The organism is Aeromonas sp. FDAARGOS 1411 (assembly GCF_019047125.1).
In the GTDB taxonomy this organism is placed as follows: Bacteria; Pseudomonadota; Gammaproteobacteria; order Enterobacterales; family Aeromonadaceae; genus Aeromonas; species Aeromonas veronii.
Map to the genome: position 1 here is coordinate 138160 of NZ_CP077214.1, position 22355 is coordinate 160514.

The following is a 22355-nucleotide window of genomic DNA, read 5'->3' on the forward strand; positions in this document are numbered from 1 at the left end:
ACAGTGAGTAAGCGGTTAGTCACATCCGCGGCAAAAGGGGACGATCAGGGCACGATAAAGGCCTGTTCCAGTCCGCCCTGACGTACTTTTTCCAGCACACTTGCCTGCTGGTCGGCGGCGACCGGGCCAATCAGCACCCGGAAAATGGCGCCATGAGCATCGATCCGGTAAGGCACGCCGTAACGCTGGGTCATCACCTTGCCCATCGCCTCTGCCCGATCCCGGGAGCCGCTGGCCAGTACCTGGATCATCTTGCCATCACCACTGCTGGCGGGCGCTGCGGCCTTGGCCGGAGCTGACTTGACCGGTGCCGCTTTGGCGGGTGTGGCCGCGGGCGCCTTGACGGGAGCCGGATCGGCGGCGGGAGTGGTCATCGCCAGTGCGGTTGGTTCACCCAGGAAGCCATCTTGCGACAGCGTGCTGGAGGCCGCAGCCGGAGTGGTCGGAGTCATTTCGATGGGCTTCATTGGCTCCATGATCACCATCTGATCCGGAGTGTCGCTGATCAGCTCCAGCCGTACTCGGGCCTCACCGCTATCGACCATCTCCAGCTGCTTGGCCGCTGCGTAGGAGAGGTCGATCAGGCGCGGGCTGTTGAACGGGCCGCGATCGTTGACCCGCACTATGGTCTCCAGCCCGTTGTCCAGATTGGTGACCCGCACATAGCTCGGGATGGGCAGGTTGCGGTGGGCGGCACTGAACAGCTTGCTGTCCAGCACATCGCCGTTGGCGGTCTTCTGGCCGTCCAGATCCGGCGACAACCAGCTGGCGGTGCCCTCTTCGCTGTAGTGTTTGATGTCGCGCCACACCTCGTGCTTCTGCTTGCCGATCCAGTAGTCCCGGTTGCCGCTGGCACTCAGGGGCTCGGGGCGCGGAATGGCGCCGGTGGCTTGCGGGATCTCGATAACGGGTGGCTTGCTGACCGGTGCTTGCGGCTCGACGGGGGCGCTCTGTTCCGGCTGGCTGCTACAGGCGGCCAGCAACAAGCTCAGGCTGAGCGGGAGGAGTTTGTGACGAAGATGCATACGCTTCCTGAATGGCTTGGCTAAGTTGATACACCGCCATCGCATAGAGTGGGCTGCGATTGTAACGGGTGATCACATAAAAGTTATGCCGTGCGACCCAGTATTCCGGTCCATCGGCTTGGGCAAACGCCAGCAACTTGACCGGCGTCTGTGGGGCCAGCGGCGTGGCGAGCTCAATCCCTGCCGCCGCCAGTTCTGACCACTGTTGTGTTAACTCGGGCTCAGGCCTGAGTAGAGGTTCGACTGCCATCAACCCGATCTGGGCCGGTTCCACCACGGATTCGCCCCAGCGCCACTGGTGGCTGGCAAAATAGTTGGCCACGCTGCCGATGGCATCGACCGGGTTGGCAAACAGATCCCGCTTGCCATCCCCGTCAAAATCGACGGCGTAGTGACGGTAGCTGGAGGGCATGAACTGCCCCATCCCCATGGCCCCGGCATAGGAGCCCTTGAGGGCATCGAGTTGCCACCCTTCCTCTTTGGCCAGCACCACCAGCTGGGCAAACTCCTTGGCAAAGAAGTCGCTGCGCTCCGGGTAGTGGAACCCCAGGGTGTAGAGGCTATCGAGCACCGGATGGCGGCCCATCTGGCGACCGTAGAAGGTCTCGACTCCTATGATGGCTACGATGAGCGAGGCGGGCACCCGATAGGTCTGCTCCGCGCGGGCCAGCGTCTCGGCATGTTGTTGCCAGAACTGCTGGCCATCACGGATGCGATCAGGGGTAACAAACAGCGGCCGGTAGCGATGCCAGGGTTTGGCCTCCCACGGCTTGCTGATGGTGTCGAGCACCTCCTGCCGTAACTGGGCGCGGGCGACGGCAGCCTGCAACTCCGCCAGCGGCACCTGCTGCTGTTCGGCGAGCAGGGCCAACCGATCCGGCGCCACGGCGGCGGTCGCCATCGTGGTGGCGAGAGAGAGCAGCAATCCAACCCGTCTCATCAGGCGAGCAGTCTTCTATGAGTCTGGATGGACATCAGGATACCGAATCCGGCCATCAGGGTCACCATGGAGGTGCCGCCATAGCTCACCAGCGGCAGGGGCACCCCTACTACCGGCAAGATGCCGCTCACCATGCCCATGTTGACGAACACATAGACGAAGAAGGTGAGGGTGATGGCGCCGCCCAGCAGTCGCTCGAAGCTGTTCTGGGCCTGCATCGAGATAAACAGGCAGCGGCTGATGACGTAGAGGTAGAGCACCAGCAGCAGGGCAACCCCCACCAGACCGAACTCCTCGCTGAATACCGCGAAGATGAAGTCGGTATGGCGCTCGGGCAGGAACTCCAGCTGGGACTGGGTCCCTTGCAGCCACCCCTTGCCGAAGACGCCGCCGGAGCCGATGGCAATCTTGGACTGGATGATGTGATAGCCGCGGCCGAGCGGGTCTTTCTCCGGGTCGAGCAGCATCAGCACCCGCTGGCGCTGGTAGTCGTGCATCAGGAAGAACCAGAGTACCGGCATAAAGGCCAGCATCAGCAGGACCGCCAAGCCGATCAGCCACCAGCTGAGCCCCGCCAGGAAGATGACGAAGAAGCCGGAGGCGGCCACCAGAATGGAGGTGCCAAGGTCAGGCTGGGCGGCGATCAGCAGGGTGGGCAGCAGCACCATGATGAGGGCGATCACCACATGGCTGAACTTGGGGGGCAGCGAGTGGCGACTGAGCCAGGCGGCCACCATGATCGGCATGGAGAGCTTCATCACCTCGGAGGGCTGGAACTTCATAAAGCCCAGATCGAGCCAGCGCTGGGCCCCCTTGCCGATGTGGCCGAATACGTCCACCGCAATCAGCATCAGCACCACCACGGCGAACAGCGGCACCGACCAGCGGGCGTAGAGGGAGGGGGGCAGCTGGGCCAGGCCGATCATCAGGGCAAAGGCGAGACCGCCGCGCACCAGCTGGCGCACGATGGAGTCCATATCCTGACCGGAGGCGGAGTAGAGCACCACCATGGAGAGGGTCATCACGGCCAGCAGACCGAGCAGCAGGGGCAAGTCGATATGCAGCTTGTACCAGATGCTCTGCTGGCGGGCAGAATTACTCATTGGGAGCGACCTCACTCGGTTGGGACGGCTTTTCCGGTGCCGGTGGCAGTTGCGGATCAGGGGGCAGCAGATAGGCATCCAGCATCTGGCGAGCAACGGGGGCCGCATTGGTACTGCCACCACCGGCGTTCTCCAGCACCAGCGCCACGACTGCCTTGGGGGTTTCATAGGGGGCAAAGGCGACAAACAGGGCATTGTCGCGATGCTCTACCTTCATGGTTTTGGCGTTGTAGACCTGATTCTCTTTCATGTTGACCACCTGGGCGGTGCCGGACTTGCCTGCCGCCACATAGGGGGTGTTGGCAAAAGCGCGACGGCCGGTACCCTCGTGGCCGTTGATCACTCGCCACATCCCCTCCCGCGCCACCTGCCAGTAGCTGTCACTCTTGGTTTTGAGCGCCATGTTCGGGTTGATCGGTGCATCGACCACCCCCGCCTGGGAGGCGGTGCTCTTGAGCAGGTGCGGGGTCACATCGTGGCCATTTTGGGTCAGGATGCTGATCGCCTTGGCCAGCTGAATTGGCGTGGCGCTCCAGTAACCCTGACCGATACCGATGGAGATGGTGTCCCCCTGATACCAGGGCTGGCGCCAGCGGGCCATTTTCCAGTCACGGGATGGCATTACTCCCTTGGTCTCTTCATAGAGGTCGACGCCACTGTACTGACCGAAGCCGAACTTGGTCATGTAGCTGTGGATCTTGTCGATGCCGACCCGATAGGCGAGATCGTAGAAATAGGTATCTGCCGAGACCTCGATGGCGCGATAGACATCGAGCCAGCCGTGTCCCCAGCGACGCCAGTCGCGAAACTTCTTGGTGGTGCCGGGAATGGAGAAGCTCGGGCCGCCGAAATAGCGGTAGCCAGGGGTAATGGCCCCCTCGTTGAGCCCCATCACCGACATCATGGGTTTGACGGTGGAGGCGGGGGCATAGATGCCCTGAGTGGTGCGGTTCACCAGCGGCCGCGCGGGATCGTTGAGCAGCGCCGAGTAGTTGGCGCTGGAGATGCCGGTCACGAACAGGTTGGGGTCATAGCTCGGGCTCGACTCCATGGCGATGATGGCGCCGGTTCTCGGATCCATCATCACGATGGCGCCGCGCTGGCCGGCCAGCAGTTGCTGGGCCTTGAGCTGCATCCGGACGTCGATATTGAGGTAGATATCCTTGCCGGGAATAGGCGGCTGGAACTTGAGGGTGCGGACAATCCGGCCGCGGTTGTTCACCTCGACCTCCTGATAGCCCGCCACGCCGTGCAGCTCATCCTCGTAATACTTCTCCACCCCCTGCTTGCCGATATCCTTGGTGGCCGCGTAGTTGGCGAGTTTTTCTTCCTTCTCGAGGCGCTCCACGTCACGGGTGTTGATCTTGGCCACATAGCCCAAAGCGTGGGTGAGGGTGTCACCAAACGGGTAGTAGCGTTTGAGGTAGGCCTCGATGCTGGCGCCCGGGTAGTTGTGCTGGTTGACCGAGAAGAGGGCTACCTGATATTCGGTCAGCTTCTCGTAGAGGGGGACCGGCTTGAAGCGGCGCTGGCGCTTCACTTCGGCGAGGAACTTCTCCTTGGTGCCCTCTGGCAGACCCAGCAGGGTGATCAGCTGGTCGGCAGTTTTTTCGAGATCTTTGGTCTCTTCCGGCACAATTTCCAGACTGTAGACCGGGCGGTTTTCCGCCAGCAGCACGCCGTTGGCGTCATAGATGAGGCCCCGTGGTGGTGCCACCGGTACCACGCGGATACGGTTGGAGTTGGAGCGAGTCTGGTAGGTGTCGTAGGACTCGACCTGCAGATAATAGAGATTGCCCAGCAGCACCAACATCAGCACGACGATACCGATGTAGGCTACCAGGGTGCGCCGGAAGAACAGATTGCCCTCGGCACTGTGATCGCGCATTTCGATGCGTTGTTTCAGCATGCCTTTACCTCAAGACCCTTGGGGGCAATAAGAGCAGGAACTGCATTGTTCACTCTCTGTGATAGGGGTGAATATGAGAGGTGAGACTCCAGAGACGCATGGCTCACTCTCTATGATACGGATGATTGGTGGTGATGCTCCAGGCCCGATAGAGGCTCTCGGCCACCAGCACCCGCACCAGCGGATGGGGCAGGGTGAGCGGTGACAGTGACCAGCTCTGTTCGGCGGCAGCTTTGCACTCGGGGGACAAGCCTTCCGGCCCGCCTACCAGCAGGGCCACATCGCGGCCATCGAGTTTCCACGCCTCCAGCTGGGTCGCCAGCTGCTCCGTGGTCCAGGGCTTGCCCGGAATGTCGAGGGTGACGATGCGCGAGCGCCCCGCAGCCGCCAGCATGGCTTCCCCTTCCTTCTGCAGGATGCGCGGAATGTCGGCATTTTTGCCCCGCTTGCCTGCGCCAATCTCGACGAGTTCAAACGGCATGTCTTTGGGGAAGCGGCGACGATACTCTTCGAAGCCATGCTCTACCCAGGCGGGCATCTTGGTGCCCACCGCAATCAACTGGATCTTCATGGTCGTTACACTTGTGCCCTTATTGCGTATTCATTTGAGCGGCACCGCTCCACAGCTTTTCCAGTTGGTAGAAGTCACGGTGTTCATCCTGCATCACATGCACGATCACCGAGCCCATATCTACCAGCACCCATTCACCGCTCAGTTGTCCTTCCACGCTCAGCAGATCCAGACCCGCGTGGCGGGCCTCGCTGGCCAGATGGTGGGCAATGGCGCTGACGTGACGACTGGAGTTGCCGGAACAGATGATCATGGTGTCAGTAATGCTGGATTTGCCGCGTACATCGAGGGTGATGATATCGCGGCCTTTCATGTCATCGATCTTGTCGATGATAAAGGCATGCAATTCTTGGCCTTGCAATGAGTCTCTCCTGTATTCCGGCGCGCAGCGTTTGCGTCAGGGCGGCGGATTATATCATGGTCACTCCCGTTTCCCATCGGGTGGGGCGGGATTACGACAGGGGCTAGCGGCGGTTGGCGCGGTAGAGCCCCTGTTGATCAATATAGTGCGCAACCGACTCGGGCAAGAGGTAGCGGGTGTCTTGCCCCCCATCCAGCAAGGCCCGCAGTCGGGTGGCTGACAGTTCGATGGGCTGGTTGTCCGCCAGCCAGATATGACCGGCCAGACGCTGATGCAGCGCGTTGGCATCCGTGGTGTGATGGCGCGCCAGCAGCTGCGCCACCTCGGCCGGATAATCCGGTTGCCAGCCCGGCCGTACGCTCACCACCAGATGGGCATGGTCGAGCAGCTCCTGCCAGCGGTGCCAGCTTGGCAGACTCAGCAGGGAATCCATCCCCATCAGAAAACAGAGTGGCGTATCGGGCAGTTCATGACGCAGCTCGATCAGGGTATCGATGGTGTAAGAGGGCTTGTTTCGTCTCAGCTCCCGCTCATCTACCACAAAGTGGTGGTTCTCCGCCGCCGCCAGTTTGACCATGGCAAGGCGCTGTTCGCTCGAGCAGAACGGATTGGCACGGTGGGGCGGGATATGGTTCGGGATCAGCCGCATCTCGGCCAGCCCGAGGGCATCGCGCGCCTCGATGGCCGGGCGCAAATGGCCGATATGGATAGGATCGAACGTGCCCCCCAGCAGGCCAATGGGCGCCTTCAGCACGGGCTGCTCTCCATCACCAGCGGCAGCGGGGTGCCATCACGAAAGCCGAGGGCAATGGTCTGCAGCATCAGCCAGGCCTGCTCGCTATCGAAGCGGCGCTGGGCATCGTCCAATTGTGCCATCAGTTGCCACAGTTGCTGCAACTTGGCAAATGGCAGTCGGGTCAGCGCTTGCTGAATGAGCTGCTGGCGGCTCTGCCAGATGCGCAGGCGGCTGAAGTGCTCCCCCAGCGGCTGGCCGTTTCGCATCGCCAGCGACAGCTCGGTCAGCTGCTCCAGCTCGCGGCAAAGGGTCCAGGCCAGCATCCCCGGCTCGGTACCTTCGGCCCGCAGGGCGGCCAGAATGCGCTGGGCCCGGTTCACCTTGCCCTCCAGCAGGGTATCGACCAGCTGGAACGGGGTGAAGTGGGCGTGGCGGATAATGGTCTCTTGCAGATAGGTGACGCTGATGGGCTGGGGCGGCGAGAGCAGGGTCAGCTTCTCGATCTCCTGGCTGGCGGCCAGCAGGTTGCCTTCGTAGGAGTGGCACATGAAGTTGATGGCATCCGGCAGCGCCTTGAGGCCGAAACGCGAAAAACGGGCGCTCATCCAGCGCGGGAAGAACTTGGGCTCCGGATGGTTGACCGGCACATAGGTGCCAATCTGGTAGAGCTTGTCGAACCAGGCTGCCTTCATCTGGGTCTGGTTGAGGCGACCGCCACTCAGCACCAGCAGCAGGTCGGGATGAAGCTGCTTGCCGATTTCGCTGATACGGGCGGCCAGATCCTTGTCCACCTTGGCGGGCAGCTCCAGCTCGATGATCTGGCGGGCGGAGAAGAGGCTCATGGCCTGACAGGCATCGTAGACCTGATTCCAGTCCAGCCCCTGTTCCACCACGAAGGTGTGGCGCTCATCGAAACCCTGCTTGCGGGCGACCTGACGGATGGCATCGATGGCCTCCAGTCGCAGCAGTGGCTCGTCGCCAAAAACGAGATAGCAGGGCCGAAGCCCTGCTTTGAGGTGGTCACCAAATTGTTCCGGGTAGATCCGCATCAGAAGCTGACCTGACTCAACTGCCGGATCACCTGATTGGCCGCCTGCTCCTGCATCTCGCGGTTGAGCTGCTCCTGCTCACGAGAAGAGGCGAGCGCTGCATCCGGTTTGTTGAGGAAGCTGCGGTTGAAGTTGATGGGGAAGACCTGAGTCGGCTTGCCCGGTACCGAGATGGTGAACTGGGTACCAAAGCCCAGCACATATTCGGTGTCCGTCCCCAGCGCGTTGACCGAGGCGACCTGACTGGTGCTGCCTACGCCGCCCAGAGTGAGCACCGGAATGCCCTCCTTGTCGGCCAGGGTCACGCCAGAGGCCTTCAGGCGGGTGGTAACCATCCGGTAGAAGTCGCTCTTGTTGTCGCCCACGACCTTCATGGTCATCAGCTCGCTCGGAATGCCGTTGCCGCGCATGTGAAAGCCGCAGCCTTGCAGCAGCAGACCAGCCAGCACGATGGCCATCCAGCGGGTGAAGATGGTGCCCATAGAAAATCCTCTTTGCATTAAGGGAAAGCGGCGGGCGCAGGGCCCGCCGTTATCATCCGTTTGCTGTCACAGATTGGCAATGATCAGTTGGTAACCAATCAGTTGGCCGCCAATTAGTTAGCGACAATATTGAGCAGCTTGCCAGGTACATAGATCACCTTGCGCACGGTCAGACCGTCGGTGAACTTCTGCACGGAGGCATCGGCCATCGCCAGCTTCTCGACGTCGGCCTGGCTGATCTCGGCCGGCACGGTCAGCTTACCGCGCATCTTGCCGTTGATCTGCACCACCACCAGCTTCTCGGTCTCGACCATGGCCGCTTCATCGGCCACCGGCCAGGCTGCGTGATCGATGTCGTTGCCCTTGCCCAGCATCTTCCACAGCTCGAAGCCGATGTGCGGAGTGATGGGGTAGAGCATGACTACCACAGCTTCCAGCGCTTCCTGCATCAGGGCGCGGTCCTGCTCGTCGTTGCCCAGCTTGGATAGATTGTTCATCAGCTCCATGATGGCGGCGATGGCGGTGTTGAAGGTCTGACGGCGACCCACGTCATCACTCACCTTGGCGATGGTCTTGTGCAGTTCACGGCGTACCGCTTTCTGCTCGTTGGTGAGAGCAGCCACATCCAGCGCGGCAACGGCGCCACCGGAAACGTGTTCGAAGGTGACGCGCCACAGGCGACGCAGGAAGCGCTGGGCCCCCTCTACGCCGGAGTCGGACCACTCCAGCGTCATCTCGGCCGGAGAGGCGAACATCATGAACAGACGGACGGTATCGGCGCCGTAACGCTCGACCATCAGCTGCGGGTCGATGCCGTTGTTCTTGGACTTGGACATCTTGGTCATGCCGGAGTGCATTACCTCACGACCTTCGTTGTCGATGGCCTTGGTGATGCGACCCTTTTCGTCACGCTCTACCTTGACGTCGGTCGGGCTGACCCAGACGTTGCCGCCCTTCTCGTCTTTGTAGTAGAAGGCGTCGGCCAGCACCATGCCCTGGCAGAGCAGGCGCTTGAACGGCTCGTCGCTGTTGACCAGACCGGCGTCACGCAGCAGCTTGTGGAAGAAGCGGGCATAGAGCAGGTGCATACAGGCGTGTTCGATACCGCCGATGTACTGATCCACCGGCAGCCAGTGGTTGGCAGCCGCCGGATCCAGCATGCCCTTGTCGTAGTCCGGGGAGCAGTAGCGCGCGTAGTACCAGGAGGACTCCATAAAGGTGTCGAAGGTATCGGTCTCGCGGAACGCTTCCTGACCGTTGTAAGTGGTTTTGGCCCACTCGGCGTCAGCCTTGATCGGGCTTTGGATACCATCCATCACCACATCTTCCGGCAGCAGCACCGGCAGCTGGTCTTCCGGCGTCGGCACTACGGTACCGTCAGCCAGGGTCAGCATCGGGATGGGGGCACCCCAATAACGCTGACGGGAGACACCCCAGTCGCGCAGACGGTAGTTGACGGTGCGTTTGCCCTTGCCGAGCCCTTCCAGCTTGCTGGCGATGGCATCGAAGGCGCCCTGGAAGTCGAGACCGTCGAACTCGCCAGAGTTGAACAGCACGCCCTTCTCGGTGTAAGCCGCTTCGCTCACGTCGACGTCGCCATCAACCGGCTTGATCACCGCCTTGATGTCGAGGCCATATTTGGTGGCGAACTCGAAGTCACGCTGGTCGTGGGCCGGAACCGCCATCACGGCGCCAGTGCCGTAGTTCATCAGCACGAAGTTGGCGACCCAGACCGGTACCTTGCGGCCATCCAGCGGGTGAATGGCATAGAGGCCGGTGGCCATGCCCTTCTTCTCCATGGTAGCCAGTTCCGCTTCGGCGACCTTGGTGTTCTTGCACTCTTCGATGAAGGCGGCCAGCTCCGGATTGTTCTGGGCTGCTTGCAGCGCCAGCGGGTGACCGGCAGCGATACCGACATAAGTCACGCCCATGAAGGTGTCCGGACGGGTGGTGTAGACCTCCAGCTGCTCAGCCTGACCCTCGATGGCAAAGCTGATGTTGACCCCTTCGGAGCGGCCAATCCAGTTGCGCTGCATGGTCTTGACCATCTCCGGCCAGCCTTCCAGATTGTCGATGTCGTTGAGCAGCTCTTCAGCGTAGTCGGTGATCTTGATGAACCACTGGGGGATCTCTTTCTGCTCCACCGGGGTATCACAGCGCCAGCAGCAGTTGTCGACCACCTGCTCGTTGGCCAGCACTGTCATGTCGTTCGGGCACCAGTTGACGGAGGAGGTCTTCTTGTAGACCAGACCCTTCTCGTAGAGCTTGGTGAAGAACCACTGCTCCCAGCGGTAGTAGTCCGGCTTGCAGGTGGCGATTTCACGATCCCAGTCATAACCCAGACCCAGCATCTTCAGCTGGTTCTTCATGTATTCGATGTTTTCGTAGGTCCAGGGGGCCGGCGCTGTGTTGTTCTTGATGGCGGCGTTTTCCGCCGGCAGACCGAACGCATCCCAACCGATGGGTTGCAGCACGTTCTTGCCATTGAGGCGTTGATAACGGGAGATCACATCACCTATGGTGTAGTTGCGAACGTGCCCCATGTGTAGACGACCAGACGGATAGGGGAACATGGAGAGGCAGTAGAACTTCTCTTTGTCTACTTTTTCCACGGCCTTGAAGGTTTTCTTGGCATCCCAGTGCTTCTGCACTGCTGGTTCGATTGATTGGGGAACGTATTGCTCTTGCATTGGTGACATCCGGATCTGTGAAATGAATAGATAAATCAGCTGGGAAATCGCAATAGAATACCCATATCCTGCGGCGGCAACAACCGCCAGCATCCGTCAAGCCTGAAGCCGGGCCAGAAAGGGATTTAGCAGAGGAGTAACAGCCATGGACAAACGTCAAAAAGGGTATGAAACCTTCATTGCCGAACTGCAAAAGCAGTGGCAAGAGACAGAGCAGTTCCAGGGGGAGCGCCTCAACCGGATGATTGCCAAGGTGCAGGCCTATCTGGAGGCAGCAAGTGACCTCACTCAGGACGAGCTGGCGCTGATCGCCGAGTATGTGAAGCGGGATCTGGGCAACTATGACGAGGGGCGCCATGACGATAGTGCGCAGATTGAAGAGTCTGCCTTTATGTTGGCCCTGAAAGACACAGCCTGGTCCTGGCTGGCGGATGTGACCGACCGCGCCCAGGTGGAGTGGCGCGAGCTGGCCGACGAGCTGGAGCATAAGGGTGTTTACGAAGCGGGTGACTGGGTAGGGCTCGGGGTCATGGTGTGCGACCAGTGTGGCTGGCGCCATACCGTGCTGCATCCCCAGCAGCTCGATACTTGCCCCGAATGCGGCTGCGCCGAGTATCATCGCGAGCCGCTCTCGCCCTGAGTCATGCCATCAAGGCGGACGAGATAACGAGCAAAAAGGCGCCATCAGGCGCCTTTTTCTTACTTGCAGGTTTCGTCGGGGCGTTTACTTGCCTGCGACGGAGAGGCCACCAAAACGGATAAGCGGGGAGTAGAAGCCCTTGCCGTCGTTGTGGTGCAGGGTATCCCCGACCGCTTCCAGCTCGCCCAGCAGGCGGTAGAAGTTGCCTGCTACCGTGATGCCGCGCACCGGCTGCAGTCGCACCCCATCGCGGCAGAGGAAGCCCGACGCGCCAAACGAGAAGTCGCCGCTCACCGCATCGGCACCCGAATGCAGGCCATCCAGCTTGACCAGCTCCAGATAGTCGCCGCTCTGCACTTCCGCTTCGCAGTGGGGGCCCGCGCCAAACACCAGATGGCGAGCGGTCACATCGAGGGCGCTGCGGGCACCGCGAGCGGCCGAGCCGTTGCTGGCGACGCCAAAGTGGTGGGCAGTGGCGCTGTTGTGGAGCAGGGTCTTCAGCTCCCCTTCGCCAATCAGCAGCAGATCAGAGCTGGCCGCCCCCTCGCCATCAAACGCCTTGATGTTCATGCCGCCCGGCATATAGACCCGGCTCTCCAGAGTAAGCCAGCGTGACGCTACGCTTTGGCCGACCTTGCTGCGCCAGGGGTTGATCCCTTGTTGGGCCCACTTGCCCGACAGCACCCCCTGAAAGCAGCCAAACAGGCTGGCGAAGCAGTTGGTGCTAAAGATGACGCTGTAGCGACTGCTCGGCACCGCTTCACCGGGCAGCAGACCATCGGCGATGGCGTAGATTTGCTCGATCAGGGCCTGACTGTTCAGCTCGTCGAAGCGACGGCCATACTGGCCCTGCGAGTGCATCGACTGGCGGCCATCCCGTTCCACCAGCGCCGAGGTGTAGCAGCCGACGCTGAACTCGCCGTGCTGGCAGAGGGTGCCCTGACTGTTGGCGAGCCAGAGCTGGCTCTCCCCTTCGAAGAAGCTGTTGTAGGGAGCGCCGCTCACATCGGGCATGGCCAGCATGTCAGATTCCAGGCGCAGGGCCAGAGCGATCTTCTCCTCAACCGGCGTGGTATCGGGCTGGTTGATCTCGGCGCAATCTGTGGTGATCCGGCTATTGGCCACCGAGATGCGCTGATCCGGGTCAACCTTGGCAAAGCGGCTGGCATCGAGCGCATCCTGCAGCATTGCATCCAGCGCCAGCTCATCGAGGGATTCCGAGTAGGCGATGCCGACCCGACCCTCTTTTATCAGGCGAATACCGAGTTGCTGGCTGCTGGTGACCTTGTATTCACCCAGCTCGCCCTTGTCTGCCTTGAGGGAGAAGGCCTTCTCCTGATTGGCGATGATGTCTGCCTCGGCGCCGAGGTCGGTCACTTTATCCAGCAGGCGGGTGAGCAGTTGGTTCATGTCGAGTTGGCTCATCAGGCGTTCCCTCCCACCAGGATATTGTCCACTTTCAGCGCCGGCTGGCCCACCGAGGTGGGCACCGAGCCCGAGACCGAGCCGCACATACCGGCGGCCAGCGCCAGATTGCGGCCCACCATGGAGATCTCTTTCAGCACCTGCGGGCCGGTACCGATCAGGGTGGCTGATTTGAGCGGTCTGGTGATTTTGCCGTGCTCGATGAGGTAGGCCTCCTGCACATTGAAGTTGAACTCGCCGGTGCCGGGCTGTACCGAGCCGCCCCCCATCTTCTTGGCGTAGATGCCGTGCTCCACCGTGGCCAGCATATCGTCGAGGCTATGGTTGCCCGGTTCGATATAGGTGTTGCGCATGCGCGAGGTGGGGGCGTACTTGTAGGATTCGCGCCGCCCGGAGCCGGTGCGGGCGTAACCGGTCTTGAGGGCGCCCATTCTGTCCACCAGAAAGCCGGTCAGTACCCCGTCCTTGATGAGCTGGGTATGCTGGGTCGCCATCCCCTCGTCATCGACGTTGATGGAGCCCCAGGCGTTGCCTTGCAGTCCCTCGTCCACCGCATTGACTACCGGATTGGCGATAAGCTGGCCCATCTTGTCGTGGAACACCGACGCCTTCTTGGCCACCGAGGTAGTCTCCAGCAGGTGGCCGCACGCTTCGTGGAAGATGACGCCGCCAAAGCCGTTCTCCATGATGACCGGCAGGGTGCCGCTCGGGCAGGGGGCAGCCCCCAGTTTCACCAGTGCCTGACGGGTGGCGGTGAGGGCCAGCTCGCGCGGATCGATGCGATCGGCATGCTCCCAGCCCATCAGGGCGCCGGGGGCCTCGTAACCGACGCTCTGCTCGCTCCCTTCCATGGCGATGGTCTGGGCCATGATGCGGTTGTAGTGGCGGCGATCGGCCACTTGCACCCCTTCGCTGTTGAAGATCTCCACCTCCTGCTCCCAGCCCAGCACATTGCCGGAGAACTGGCTCACCTTGTCGCTCTCGGCGCGGGCCGCCGCATCCATGGCGTGCAGATAGGCGATCTTCTGCTCCAGCAGCTTGTCTGCAGAGAGCGGCAGCGCCACCGGGTTGCGATCGCTCAGGCGGGTGAAATCGAAGGCGGTGGCGGTCACCACGGGGTCGCGGCGGTCTTTGGCCGCCAGCAGGGTGACGATGCGCAGCAGTTCGTCGCGGCTGGCCAGATTGGTATAGCCGTAGAGCACCTTGTGGCCGTAACAGAGGCGTACGCCGATGCCGAAATCGAGGCCGCCGCTGATGTTCTCTATCTGGCTGGAGAGCAGGCTGAGCTGGCTGCGGCGCTTGCGCTCGACAAACAGCTCGGCAAAATCGGCACCCAGCGCCAGCGCGTGATCGAGCACGTCACGGGCGATGGAGGGGGCCAACAGGGAGAATGGAGTCATAGAATATCCTTTTCTGGTCTGTCCGTTTGCTTCCGACATCCGGCTCTGATTGTTATGGGATGTCGAGTCCATTGTTGCAGACCAGCACAAAAAAGTCGCTATAGCGTCATGCAATGATACCGATTGAGAAAATCGGTGCGATAACTGCGCCCGGCGGCCAGGGCCAGGCGCTCAGGGTCGTTTTGCCAAAACGTGGGAAAGATCAGAGCAGGGCGTGAATTTCGCTCAGGATCTGCTCGACCCACTGCTCGATGCGCGGATCGGTCTGGTCATATTGGTTGGCATCATCGAGGGCCAGCCCGACGAAGTGACGGCCATCATCGATCAGTGCCTTGGAGGCATCGAATTCGTACCCTTCGTTGGGCCAGTAGCCCACCAGCTTGACCCCTTTTGGCACCAGCTGATCGTGCAGCATGCCGAGGGCGTCCTGGAACCATTCGCCATAACCGAGCTGATCGCCGAGGCCAAACAGGGCCACGATGCGCCCCTCCAGATGGAGGTCGGCGATATCTTCCCAGCGGGACTCCCAGTCCTCCTGCAGTTCGCCAAAATCCCAGGTGGAGATGCCGAGGATCAGGATCTCGTAATCCTCCATCCGGCGCAGGGAGACATCCTTGATATTGTGAATATCCACCAGCTCGGGGCCGATGAGGGCGCGGATCTTCTCGGCTGCCATCTCGGTGTAGCAGGTGGTGGAACCGTAAAACAGACCAATCTTCATCGCTCTTCTCTCTGTTGGCGCTTTCTCGCTTGCTTTTGGCGCGTTCTCGCATGCTCGTGTGGGCAGCGCCATGTTGGCAACACGATGGGTAACGTAAGGGGAGGGCGCCAGTCTAGCAGATTGCCATTCGACCTTCACCGCCCGGCAAGGGGCGTGGCAAACGTGCCTTATCTTTCCAATGAAAGTGCCTTGTCTTTCCAAGGAGTTGGCGCGTTACAATGGGCCATCTTTCCCCTGATTGCAGCGCACCATGAGCAAGCCCGATCCACATCCCCTGATTGAACCCTTTCTCGACGCCCTCTGGCTGGAGCGGGGATTGTCTGACAACACGGTCAGCTCCTATCGCAGCGATCTGGAGAAGTTCTCCCTCTGGCTCGACGAGCAGGGGAGCTCGCTGCTGCTGGCGGGGATGGACGAGATCCAGCACTACCTCGCCTGGCGGGTCGATCACCAGTTTGCGGCGAGCAGCACCGCCCGCTTTCTCTCGGCCCTGCGTCGTTTTTACCAGTATCTCAACCGCGAGAAGCTGCGCAGCGACGATCCGACCGTGCTGCTGGAGGGGCCCAAGCTGCCGAAAAAACTCCCCTCAGATTTAAGCGAAGCGGAAGTGGAGGCACTCTTGAGTGCGCCGCTGGTGGATGACCCGCTGGAGCTGCGGGACAAGGCGATGCTGGAGCTGCTCTACGCCACCGGCTTGCGGGTCTCCGAGCTGGTGGGGCTCACCGCCGAGCATGTCAGTTTGCGGCAGGGCTTGGTGCGGGTTATTGGCAAGGGTAACAAGGAGCGGTTGGTGCCGATGGGCGAGGAGGCGATGCACTGGCTGGAGCGTTACTACCGCGAGGCCCGCACCCTGCTGCTGGGGGGCACCAGCTCGGATGTGGTATTTCCCTCCAAGCAGGCCCGTATGATGACCCGCCAGACCTTCTGGCACCGCATCAAGCTTTACGCGCAGCGGGCCGGGATTAACGGCGAGCTATCCCCCCATACCTTGCGCCACGCCTTTGCCACCCATCTGCTCAACCACGGCGCCGACCTGCGGGTTGTGCAGATGCTGCTGGGTCACGCGGATCTTTCCACCACCCAGATCTACACCCATGTGGCCAACGAGCGACTCAAGGCGCTGCACGGGGAGCACCACCCCAGAGCCTGAGTGGCTGGCCTCCCAAAAACAAAAAACCGCCAGCAGGCGGTTTTTTTATCTCTACACGACAGGAGATGGCGCTTATTTCCCTTGCTGGGATTTCAGCAGATCACGGATCTCGGTCAGCAGCTCCTGATCCTTGGTCGGGCCTGCCGGGGCGGCGGCTTCCTCTTCCTGCTTCTTCTTCAGGGTGTTGATGGCCTTCAGTCCCATGAAGATGGCAAAAGAGATGATCAGAAAGTCGATGATGGTCTGGATGAACTTGCCATAGGCGATAACTACGGCGGGTGTTGTACCTTCTGCGGCCTTCAGGGTGACCGCCAGGTCGCTGAAGTCCACGCCGCCCAGGATCAGGCCGATGGGCGGCATGATCACGTCACCGACAAAAGAGGAGACAATTTTGCCGAAGGCGGCACCAATGATGATACCGACCGCCATATCGATGACGTTGCCGCGGGCGGCAAAGGCTTTGAACTCTTGAATCAGACTCATTATTTCCTCCGAAATTAAACAAGATAGCGCGTTGATTACCCTTGCCAAAGGGCGAACTCTTGTCAGGAAAAACAGAGGCTAAGCCGCGTTATTCCTGTCGTCCTGACTAGCTTGCGGGCGTTATGAGTCCTTGGCAATCGGGGGGAGCCATTTTTTTGGTACAAAGTGATATTAATTTTTTGGTAAGTAGCTGGTTGAATGATGAGCTGTGCTGCTGTAGTTTGCTGGGTCGATTCATTCATACCACGTGAGTAAACAAGTGAAGTATTTACTACTGGGAATGATGCTTTTGTGCACATTTGCTGCCAGAGCGGGGATGGATACCCAAGCCTTGAAACAGACCATCACGGCCCGGCTAGGGGTCCCCGTCTATCTGGTTGAACCGACCCCGATCGCGGGGTTGTATATGCTGGGCACCTCGCAGGGGGTGCTCTACAGCGATGCCAAAGGGGATTATGTGGTGCAGGGGGTCATGCTGGATATGACCCGCGACATGAAGAACCTGACCATCTCGGGTATGCGCGAGCAGCGCCGACTTGGCTTGGCACAGGTGGCCCATGCCCCCATCGTGCTCAAGGCCCGGGATGAGCGTCACCGGGTTGCGCTGTTTCTCGGTGAGCAGGATGCCAAACGTCGTCAGCTCTCCGGCACCTTGCAACACCTGCAGGCATCCGGGGTGAGCGTGGCTCTCTATCCGGTGATTGATCACGCCGAACGGGCCGCCGACTGGTGCAGCGATCCCCTGCTGCAAAATGATCCGTTAAAAGCCTATTTGCCTCAAACGGCATGTAGTGAGACCCTTATCCAAAATATTGGCCTGAGCCAATGGTTGGGGGTCAAGGTACTGCCGGCCTGGGTCTCCTCCGACGGGGATCTGGTGCGCGGGTATCAGAGCCCCGAACAGCTGCTCAAGATACTGGATCATATTGATGTCCCTGCAAATCCGTCGTCGTCCGCGAGTTGATGATTCCCATCTGCCTGCCACCTTGCATCCCCTGCTTCGCCAAATCTTCGCCAGTCGTGGCGTAGAGGATCCCGCCCTGCTGGAGCGCAGCGCCAGCCAGCTGTTGCCGCCCCAGCGCCTCTATGGCATGGAACAGGCGGTGCCGCTGCTGGCGGATGCCCTGACTGCCCAGAAACGGATCCTTATCGTCGGTGACTTCGACTGCGACGGCGCCACCAGCTCGGCGCTGTGTGTGCTGGCCCTGCGCGCCATGGGCGGTCGCCACATCGATTTTCTGGTGCCCAACCGCTTCGAGTTTGGCTACGGCCTCACCCCCGAGATCGTCGAGCTGGCGGTGGCCCGTGGCGCCGAGTTTCTAATCACGGTGGATAACGGCATCTCCAGCATCGCCGGGGTGGCGGCTGCCAAGGCGGCCGGCATGCAGGTACTGGTTACCGATCACCATTTGCCGGGTCAGGAGCTGCCTGACGCCGATGCCATCGTCAACCCGAACCAGCGCGGTTGCGACTTCCCCTCCAAGTCGCTGGCCGGGGTGGGGGTGGCCTTCTACCTGATGGCGGCCCTCAACACCCATCTGCGTCAGCTCGGCTGGTACGAACGGCAAGGGTTGCGAGCCCCCAATGTGGCGGATTACCTCGACCTGGTGGCCCTCGGCACGGTCGCCGATGTGGTGGCGCTCGATGGCAACAACCGCATTCTGGTCCATCAGGGCTTGCAGCGGATCCGGGCCGGGCGCTGTCGCCCCGGCATTCAGGCGCTGGTGGATGTGTCGGGCCGCGATGGTCGTCGCCTCACCGCCGCCGACCTCGGTTTTGCACTGGGGCCACGCCTCAATGCGGTGGGTCGCCTCGATGACATGTCCCTCGGGGTCGCCTGTCTGCTCTGCGATGATCTCAATCTGGCGCGCCAGCTTGCGGCCGAGATGGACAGCCTCAATCAGGAGCGCAAGGAGATTGAGCAGGGGATGCAGCAGGAGGCCCTCGCCACTCTGGAGCAGATCCGGTTTCGCGATGGCGAGGTGCCGTCGGGCATAGTGCTGCACCGCAACGAGTGGCATCAGGGGGTGGTGGGGCTGGTGGCCTCCAAGGTGAAGGAGAAGTACTACCGCCCGGTCATCGCCTTTGCCGAGAGCAGCGAGACCGAGCTCAAGGGCTCCGGCCGCTCCATCCCCGGGGTGCACCTGCGCGATGCACTGGAACTGCTCGATACCCGCTATCCGGGCCTGATGGGCAAGTTTGGCGGCCATGCCATGGCGGCGGGGTTGACCCTGCCCAAGGCCAACATCGAGGCGTTCGGTCGGGCCTTTGAGGCGGTCATCAGCGAGCTGGTGACACCGGAGCTTTTGACCGGGGTGCTGCTCACCGATGGCGAGCTGCTGCCGGACGAGCTCACTCTCGAGCTGGCGGAGCTTATTCGCGCCTCCGGCCCCTGGGGTCAGGCCTTCCCCGAGCCGCTGTTCGACGGCGAGTTCGTGCTGGTGCAGCAGCGGTTGGTGGGGGAGAAGCACCTCAAGATGATGCTGACAACCGATTCCGGTCACGCGGTGGATGCCATCGCCTTTGGCGTCGATCTCAAGCGCTGGCCCGATGCCTCGGTCAAGCGGGTGCGGCTTGTCTACCGGCTCGATGTCAACGAGTGGCGCGGTAACCGCAGTGTGCAACTGCTGGTGGAGCATCTGGAGGCGGCCGGTCTCTGAGCCGGTAGCATAGCTGCTCTATCGCCGCTTTATCACAGATAGCGCTGACAACGGCCATCCTCGGGTGGCCGTTTTTGTTGGCGGATCTCTGGAAAAGGGCGTTGACCTGTCTATAGCTTCACAGTTTAAGCTCGTCTCTATCGGGTCACCTGAGGGCCCGCACCGTGAGTGATTGCCATGAAAATATCCGAACTGGCCCGCCGCTGCGGCCTCGCCCGCTCCACCCTGCTCTATTACGAGAAGCTGGGGGTGATTGCTGGTACCCGGGCCGCCAACGGCTATCGCCACTATGACGAGGGGGATCTGCAGCGACTGCAGATGGTGCAGGCCCTGCAGGCAGGTGGTCTCAGCCTCAAGCAGTGCCTCGCCTGTCTGGCTGGCGAGATAGATCAGGCGGCATTGCAGGCCCGAGTCAGGGAGCTGGATGAGGAGCTGGTGCGGATGCAGCGCGCTCGGGATCTGCTGGCGGACTTGGCAGGGCTGCGCCCGCGCTCCGGTGAGGAATTCAAGGCCTGGCAGCTGCAACTGCAGCGCGAGGCACCGGAGGCCTACTTCGCGTGGGTGATGAAACAGGGTTTTAGCGAGAAAGCTCGCTACCACTTGCAATGGTTGAGCAAAGACATGAATGAACATGATCGTTACATCAAGGACTTTATCCAGCTGCTGGATGGCATGAGTTACTGGGGGCCGGGGGATCGCGCCTTCACTCAGCAGCAGTTTGCCGCCTTGCCCATCCGGCCGCGCCGGATCCTCGACATGGGCTGCGGGCGCGGGGCTTCAACCATGGCGCTGGCGCAGGTGACTGATGCCGACATTGTGGCCATCGATCTGGAAGAGGAGGCGCTGGCCGCCGTGGCGCACTCCGCCCGTGCGGCAGGCTTTGAGCATGTCTCCACCCTCTGCGCCAACATGGCGGCATTGCCGGACGATCTGGCCCCGGCCGACCTCATCTGGGCAGAGGGGAGCGCTTACGTGATGGGGGTTGCCAATGCACTGAAGGCGTGGCGTCCGCTGCTCGCGAGCCCGCAGGCTTGCATCGTGCTGAGTGATGCGGTCTGGCTGACCGATAACCCGCCCGAGGAGGCATTGGCATTCTGGCAGCAGGATTATCCCGCCATGCAGACGCTGGCGGGCCTGCTTGAGACGATACAAGCGGCAGGCTACCGCTGCCTGTCACACACTCCCTTGCCGATGAGCGCCTGGAACAACTATCTGGACCCTATCGAGGTCAATCTGGTGCGCTATCGAGACGAGCTGGGGGAGAGTGCTGCCTGGCAGGACTTGAGCCGGGAAGTGGCCATCCACCGCCAATATCTGGGCAGTTACGGCTATGTGATTTGCTGCCTGCAAAAAGATGCGTGATAAGTTGTCGTAAAAAATGAGGCGCCTGCGGGCGCCTCTTTGTTTATCGGGGATTGCGGGTGGTCATTACAGTTCGCGGGCCCAGGGGTGAGCCTTGGGGCGCAGCGCCAGCGCCAGACCCAGCAGCAGTACGGTCAGACCGTAGAGGGGCCAGCTGCCAAAGCGCATGTAGGGGGTCTCGCCGTGGGCGGGACGCACCTCGCTGCGCAGCACACCCGCTTCAAACTGCGGGATCTGGCCGATGATGCTGCCATCGATCTCGGTGACGATAGTGATGCCGGTGTTGGTGTCGCGCAGCAGCGGACGAGCCAGCTCCAGCGCGCGCATCCGGGCGATCTCCATATGTTGCCAGGGGCCGATGCTGGTGCCAAACCAGGCATCGTTGGAGACGGTCAGCAGGAAGTCGGTATCGGCATTGACGTTGCGGCGTACCTCCTCCGGGAAGATGATCTCGTAGCAGATGGCGGCGGCAAACTTGAGCCCCTTGGCGATCAGGTTTGGCTGCACTTCGTCACCCCGGCTGAAGGAGGACATCGGCAGGTTGAAGAAGGGGGCGATGGGGCGCAACAAATCTTCAAACGGCACGAACTCGCCGATGGGCAGCAGGTGGTACTTGTTGTAGCGGTTGGAGTGGTTGTAGAAGTAGGACTCCTTGCCATCCGCATCCTGCACCCCCATGCCGAGCACGGTATTGTAGAAACGCTGTTGCTGCTCGTCGTAGTGGATGATCCCCGCCAGCAGGCCGGTATCGTTCACCTTCATCGCCTTGTCCAGATTCTCCAGATAGGGGCCCATCGCCTTCTCGATGGCCGGGATCGCCGACTCCGGCCAGATGATGATGTCGGCATCCTGATTCTCGCGGCTCAAGTCCTGATAGGTGCGCACCGTGGGGGCCAGCGCCTCGGGATCCCACTTGAGGGACTGAGCAATATTGCCCTGCACCAGTGCCACCTTGACCGGCTCGCCACGGGTCACCCAGTTGAGCTGCATCAGGCCGTGAGCACCTGCCACCAGCAGGGCAGGCACCGCCAGCCAGAGCGGGGAGCGGGATTTCCACACCAGCCAGATAGCGGAGGAGGACAGCAACAGGGCGAGGGTGATGCCCTGCACCCCGAGAATGGGGGCAAAGCCCTTGAGCGGGCCGTCGATCTGGCTGTAACCAAACCAGAGCCAGGGGAAGCCAGTCATCACCCAGCCACGTAGCCAGTCAGCCATCAACCAGAGGGCGGGGAAGGCGAGCAGCCAGCGGCTCCAGTGACGGCCGCCAAAGAAGCGGGCAAAGACCCAGCAGGCGAGCGTCGGGTAGAGGGCCAGATAGGCGGAGAGCCCGGCCAGCAGGACGAAGGCGACCGGCAGCGGTATGCCGCCAAATTCGGTCATGCTGACGTGGATCCACCACAGACCCGGTAAGAACAGCCCCATGGCGTAGCCAAAGCCGCGCCAGGCAGCCTGTTTGGGGCTGGCCTTGTCCAGCAGGGCGTAGAGGCCGAGCAGGGAAGGAATAACCAGCGGCCAGTAGCCGAAGGGGGAGAAGGCCAGCACAGCGATGGCACCAGAGGCCAACGCACTGAGGCTTAACAGAATTTTTGAAGTAACAGGAGATAATCTCACGGGCGATGGTGCTCGTCTTGGTCTGCAACTGGGTCGA

20 protein-coding genes are annotated in these 22355 nt (G+C 61.3%); 5 read left to right on the forward strand and 15 right to left on the reverse strand.

The window, feature by feature from the left end:
• Positions 1 to 44: 44 nt before the first annotated feature.
• The 10 genes from I6L41_RS00540 to leuS all read right to left on the reverse strand — a co-directional run bounded on the left by I6L41_RS00540 (position 45) and on the right by leuS (position 10866).
• Complete coding sequence (locus I6L41_RS00540) at positions 45 to 1025, reverse strand: septal ring lytic transglycosylase RlpA family protein (protein ID WP_216961206.1); 981 nt, start codon at positions 1023 to 1025, stop codon at positions 45 to 47.
• On the reverse strand, positions 967 to 1965 hold the full coding sequence (gene mltB, locus I6L41_RS00545) for a lytic murein transglycosylase B (protein WP_064339577.1): 999 nt from the start codon (positions 1963 to 1965) through the stop codon (positions 967 to 969). The genes I6L41_RS00540 and mltB overlap by 59 nt, the downstream gene beginning before the upstream one ends.
• Positions 1965 to 3068: a rod shape-determining protein RodA gene (gene rodA / locus I6L41_RS00550; protein ID WP_005335170.1), complete on the reverse strand. Its 1104-nt coding sequence runs from the start codon at positions 3066 to 3068 to the stop codon at positions 1965 to 1967. Before rodA ends, mltB begins: the two co-directional genes overlap by 1 nt.
• Complete coding sequence (gene mrdA, locus I6L41_RS00555) at positions 3061 to 4977, reverse strand: penicillin-binding protein 2 (RefSeq protein WP_040066816.1); 1917 nt, start codon at positions 4975 to 4977, stop codon at positions 3061 to 3063. The genes rodA and mrdA overlap by 8 nt, the downstream gene beginning before the upstream one ends.
• 103 nt (positions 4978 to 5080) lie before the next feature.
• On the reverse strand, positions 5081 to 5548 hold the full coding sequence (rlmH, locus tag I6L41_RS00560) for a 23S rRNA (pseudouridine(1915)-N(3))-methyltransferase RlmH (protein ID WP_005335166.1): 468 nt from the start codon (positions 5546 to 5548) through the stop codon (positions 5081 to 5083).
• Positions 5549 to 5567: 19 nt separating this feature from the next.
• Positions 5568 to 5909 carry a ribosome silencing factor gene (gene rsfS, locus I6L41_RS00565; RefSeq protein WP_005335165.1) on the reverse strand — a complete coding sequence of 114 codons (342 nt, stop codon included), beginning with the start codon at positions 5907 to 5909 and terminating at the stop codon, positions 5568 to 5570.
• A 103-nt stretch (positions 5910 to 6012) separates the two neighbouring features.
• Positions 6013 to 6663 carry a nicotinate-nucleotide adenylyltransferase gene (nadD, locus tag I6L41_RS00570; RefSeq protein ID WP_216961209.1) on the reverse strand — a complete coding sequence of 217 codons (651 nt, stop codon included), beginning with the start codon at positions 6661 to 6663 and terminating at the stop codon, positions 6013 to 6015.
• On the reverse strand, positions 6657 to 7694 hold the full coding sequence (gene holA, locus I6L41_RS00575) for a DNA polymerase III subunit delta (RefSeq protein ID WP_216961212.1): 1038 nt from the start codon (positions 7692 to 7694) through the stop codon (positions 6657 to 6659). The genes nadD and holA overlap by 7 nt, the downstream gene beginning before the upstream one ends.
• Complete coding sequence (gene lptE, locus I6L41_RS00580) at positions 7694 to 8176, reverse strand: LPS assembly lipoprotein LptE (RefSeq protein ID WP_005335160.1); 483 nt, start codon at positions 8174 to 8176, stop codon at positions 7694 to 7696. Before lptE ends, holA begins: the two co-directional genes overlap by 1 nt.
• 113 nt (positions 8177 to 8289) lie before the next feature.
• Positions 8290 to 10866: a leucine--tRNA ligase gene (gene leuS, locus I6L41_RS00585; protein ID WP_216961216.1), complete on the reverse strand. Its 2577-nt coding sequence runs from the start codon at positions 10864 to 10866 to the stop codon at positions 8290 to 8292.
• Positions 10867 to 11011: 145 nt separating this feature from the next.
• Here leuS and I6L41_RS00590 point away from each other — a divergent pair, with 145 nt between their 5' ends.
• Positions 11012 to 11506 (forward strand): zinc ribbon-containing protein, encoded by a 495-nt coding sequence (locus tag I6L41_RS00590; protein WP_216961219.1) that lies wholly within the window; start codon positions 11012 to 11014, stop codon positions 11504 to 11506.
• An 84-nt stretch (positions 11507 to 11590) separates the two neighbouring features.
• On the opposite strand, the gene I6L41_RS00595 is transcribed toward I6L41_RS00590, so the two are convergent.
• The 3 genes from I6L41_RS00595 to fldB all read right to left on the reverse strand — a co-directional run bounded on the left by I6L41_RS00595 (position 11591) and on the right by fldB (position 15052).
• The gene (locus I6L41_RS00595; RefSeq protein WP_216961222.1) at positions 11591 to 12931 is read right to left on the reverse strand and encodes a TldD/PmbA family protein; all 1341 of its coding nucleotides are present in this window, start codon (positions 12929 to 12931) and stop codon (positions 11591 to 11593) included.
• Complete coding sequence (locus I6L41_RS00600) at positions 12931 to 14331, reverse strand: TldD/PmbA family protein (protein WP_216961225.1); 1401 nt, start codon at positions 14329 to 14331, stop codon at positions 12931 to 12933. Before I6L41_RS00600 ends, I6L41_RS00595 begins: the two co-directional genes overlap by 1 nt.
• Positions 14332 to 14533: 202 nt before the next feature.
• Complete coding sequence (gene fldB, locus I6L41_RS00605; RefSeq protein WP_005335151.1) at positions 14534 to 15052, reverse strand: flavodoxin FldB; 519 nt, start codon at positions 15050 to 15052, stop codon at positions 14534 to 14536.
• A 250-nt stretch (positions 15053 to 15302) separates the two neighbouring features.
• Here fldB and xerD point away from each other — a divergent pair, with 250 nt between their 5' ends.
• Positions 15303 to 16202, forward strand: coding sequence for a site-specific tyrosine recombinase XerD (xerD, locus tag I6L41_RS00610; protein WP_120415816.1), 900 nt, complete (start codon positions 15303 to 15305; stop codon positions 16200 to 16202).
• Positions 16203 to 16274: 72 nt separating this feature from the next.
• On the opposite strand, the gene mscL is transcribed toward xerD, so the two are convergent.
• Positions 16275 to 16685 (reverse strand): large-conductance mechanosensitive channel protein MscL, encoded by a 411-nt coding sequence (mscL, locus tag I6L41_RS00615; RefSeq protein ID WP_042054731.1) that lies wholly within the window; start codon positions 16683 to 16685, stop codon positions 16275 to 16277.
• 316 nt (positions 16686 to 17001) lie between these two features.
• Between mscL and I6L41_RS00620 the strand changes: the two genes are divergently transcribed.
• The 3 genes from I6L41_RS00620 (at position 17002) to I6L41_RS00630 (ending at position 20707) form a co-directional block, all read left to right on the forward strand.
• Positions 17002 to 17649: a disulfide isomerase DsbC N-terminal domain-containing protein gene (locus tag I6L41_RS00620; RefSeq protein ID WP_005335146.1), complete on the forward strand. Its 648-nt coding sequence runs from the start codon at positions 17002 to 17004 to the stop codon at positions 17647 to 17649.
• On the forward strand, positions 17615 to 19345 hold the full coding sequence (gene recJ / locus I6L41_RS00625; protein WP_216961228.1) for a single-stranded-DNA-specific exonuclease RecJ: 1731 nt from the start codon (positions 17615 to 17617) through the stop codon (positions 19343 to 19345). Before I6L41_RS00620 ends, recJ begins: the two co-directional genes overlap by 35 nt.
• A 177-nt stretch (positions 19346 to 19522) precedes the next feature.
• The gene (locus tag I6L41_RS00630) at positions 19523 to 20707 is read left to right on the forward strand and encodes a MerR family transcriptional regulator (RefSeq protein WP_216961231.1); all 1185 of its coding nucleotides are present in this window, start codon (positions 19523 to 19525) and stop codon (positions 20705 to 20707) included.
• Between the two features lie 66 nt (positions 20708 to 20773).
• Here I6L41_RS00630 and lnt read toward each other — a convergent pair whose 3' ends face one another.
• Positions 20774 to 22318, reverse strand: coding sequence for an apolipoprotein N-acyltransferase (gene lnt / locus I6L41_RS00635; RefSeq protein ID WP_216961236.1), 1545 nt, complete (start codon positions 22316 to 22318; stop codon positions 20774 to 20776).
• Between the last annotated feature and the right edge of the window lie 37 nt (positions 22319 to 22355).

Bases quoted from the DNA above. Each gene is read 5' to 3' on its own strand.
- I6L41_RS00540 (WP_216961206.1), bottom strand. From the start codon at position 1,025: ATGCATCTTCGTCACAAACTCCTCCCGCTCAGCCTGAGCTTGTTGCTG.
- lptE (WP_005335160.1), bottom strand. From the start codon at position 8,176: ATGGGCACCATCTTCACCCGCTGGATGGCCATCGTGCTGGCTGGTCTG.
- recJ (WP_216961228.1), top strand. From the start codon at position 17,615: ATGTCCCTGCAAATCCGTCGTCGTCCGCGAGTTGATGATTCCCATCTG.
- I6L41_RS00590 (WP_216961219.1), top strand. From the start codon at position 11,012: ATGGACAAACGTCAAAAAGGGTATGAAACCTTCATTGCCGAACTGCAA.
- fldB (WP_005335151.1), bottom strand. From the start codon at position 15,052: ATGAAGATTGGTCTGTTTTACGGTTCCACCACCTGCTACACCGAGATG.
- I6L41_RS00630 (WP_216961231.1), top strand. From the start codon at position 19,523: ATGAAAATATCCGAACTGGCCCGCCGCTGCGGCCTCGCCCGCTCCACC.
- rlmH (WP_005335166.1), bottom strand. From the start codon at position 5,548: ATGAAGATCCAGTTGATTGCGGTGGGCACCAAGATGCCCGCCTGGGTA.
- I6L41_RS00595 (WP_216961222.1), bottom strand. From the start codon at position 12,931: ATGAGCCAACTCGACATGAACCAACTGCTCACCCGCCTGCTGGATAAA.
- mscL (WP_042054731.1), bottom strand. From the start codon at position 16,685: ATGAGTCTGATTCAAGAGTTCAAAGCCTTTGCCGCCCGCGGCAACGTC.
- xerD (WP_120415816.1), top strand. From the start codon at position 15,303: ATGAGCAAGCCCGATCCACATCCCCTGATTGAACCCTTTCTCGACGCC.
- mltB (WP_064339577.1), bottom strand. From the start codon at position 1,965: ATGAGACGGGTTGGATTGCTGCTCTCTCTCGCCACCACGATGGCGACC.
- I6L41_RS00600 (WP_216961225.1), bottom strand. From the start codon at position 14,331: ATGACTCCATTCTCCCTGTTGGCCCCCTCCATCGCCCGTGACGTGCTC.
- holA (WP_216961212.1), bottom strand. From the start codon at position 7,694: ATGCGGATCTACCCGGAACAATTTGGTGACCACCTCAAAGCAGGGCTT.
- I6L41_RS00620 (WP_005335146.1), top strand. From the start codon at position 17,002: ATGGATACCCAAGCCTTGAAACAGACCATCACGGCCCGGCTAGGGGTC.
- rodA (WP_005335170.1), bottom strand. From the start codon at position 3,068: ATGAGTAATTCTGCCCGCCAGCAGAGCATCTGGTACAAGCTGCATATC.
- mrdA (WP_040066816.1), bottom strand. From the start codon at position 4,977: ATGCTGAAACAACGCATCGAAATGCGCGATCACAGTGCCGAGGGCAAT.
- leuS (WP_216961216.1), bottom strand. From the start codon at position 10,866: ATGCAAGAGCAATACGTTCCCCAATCAATCGAACCAGCAGTGCAGAAG.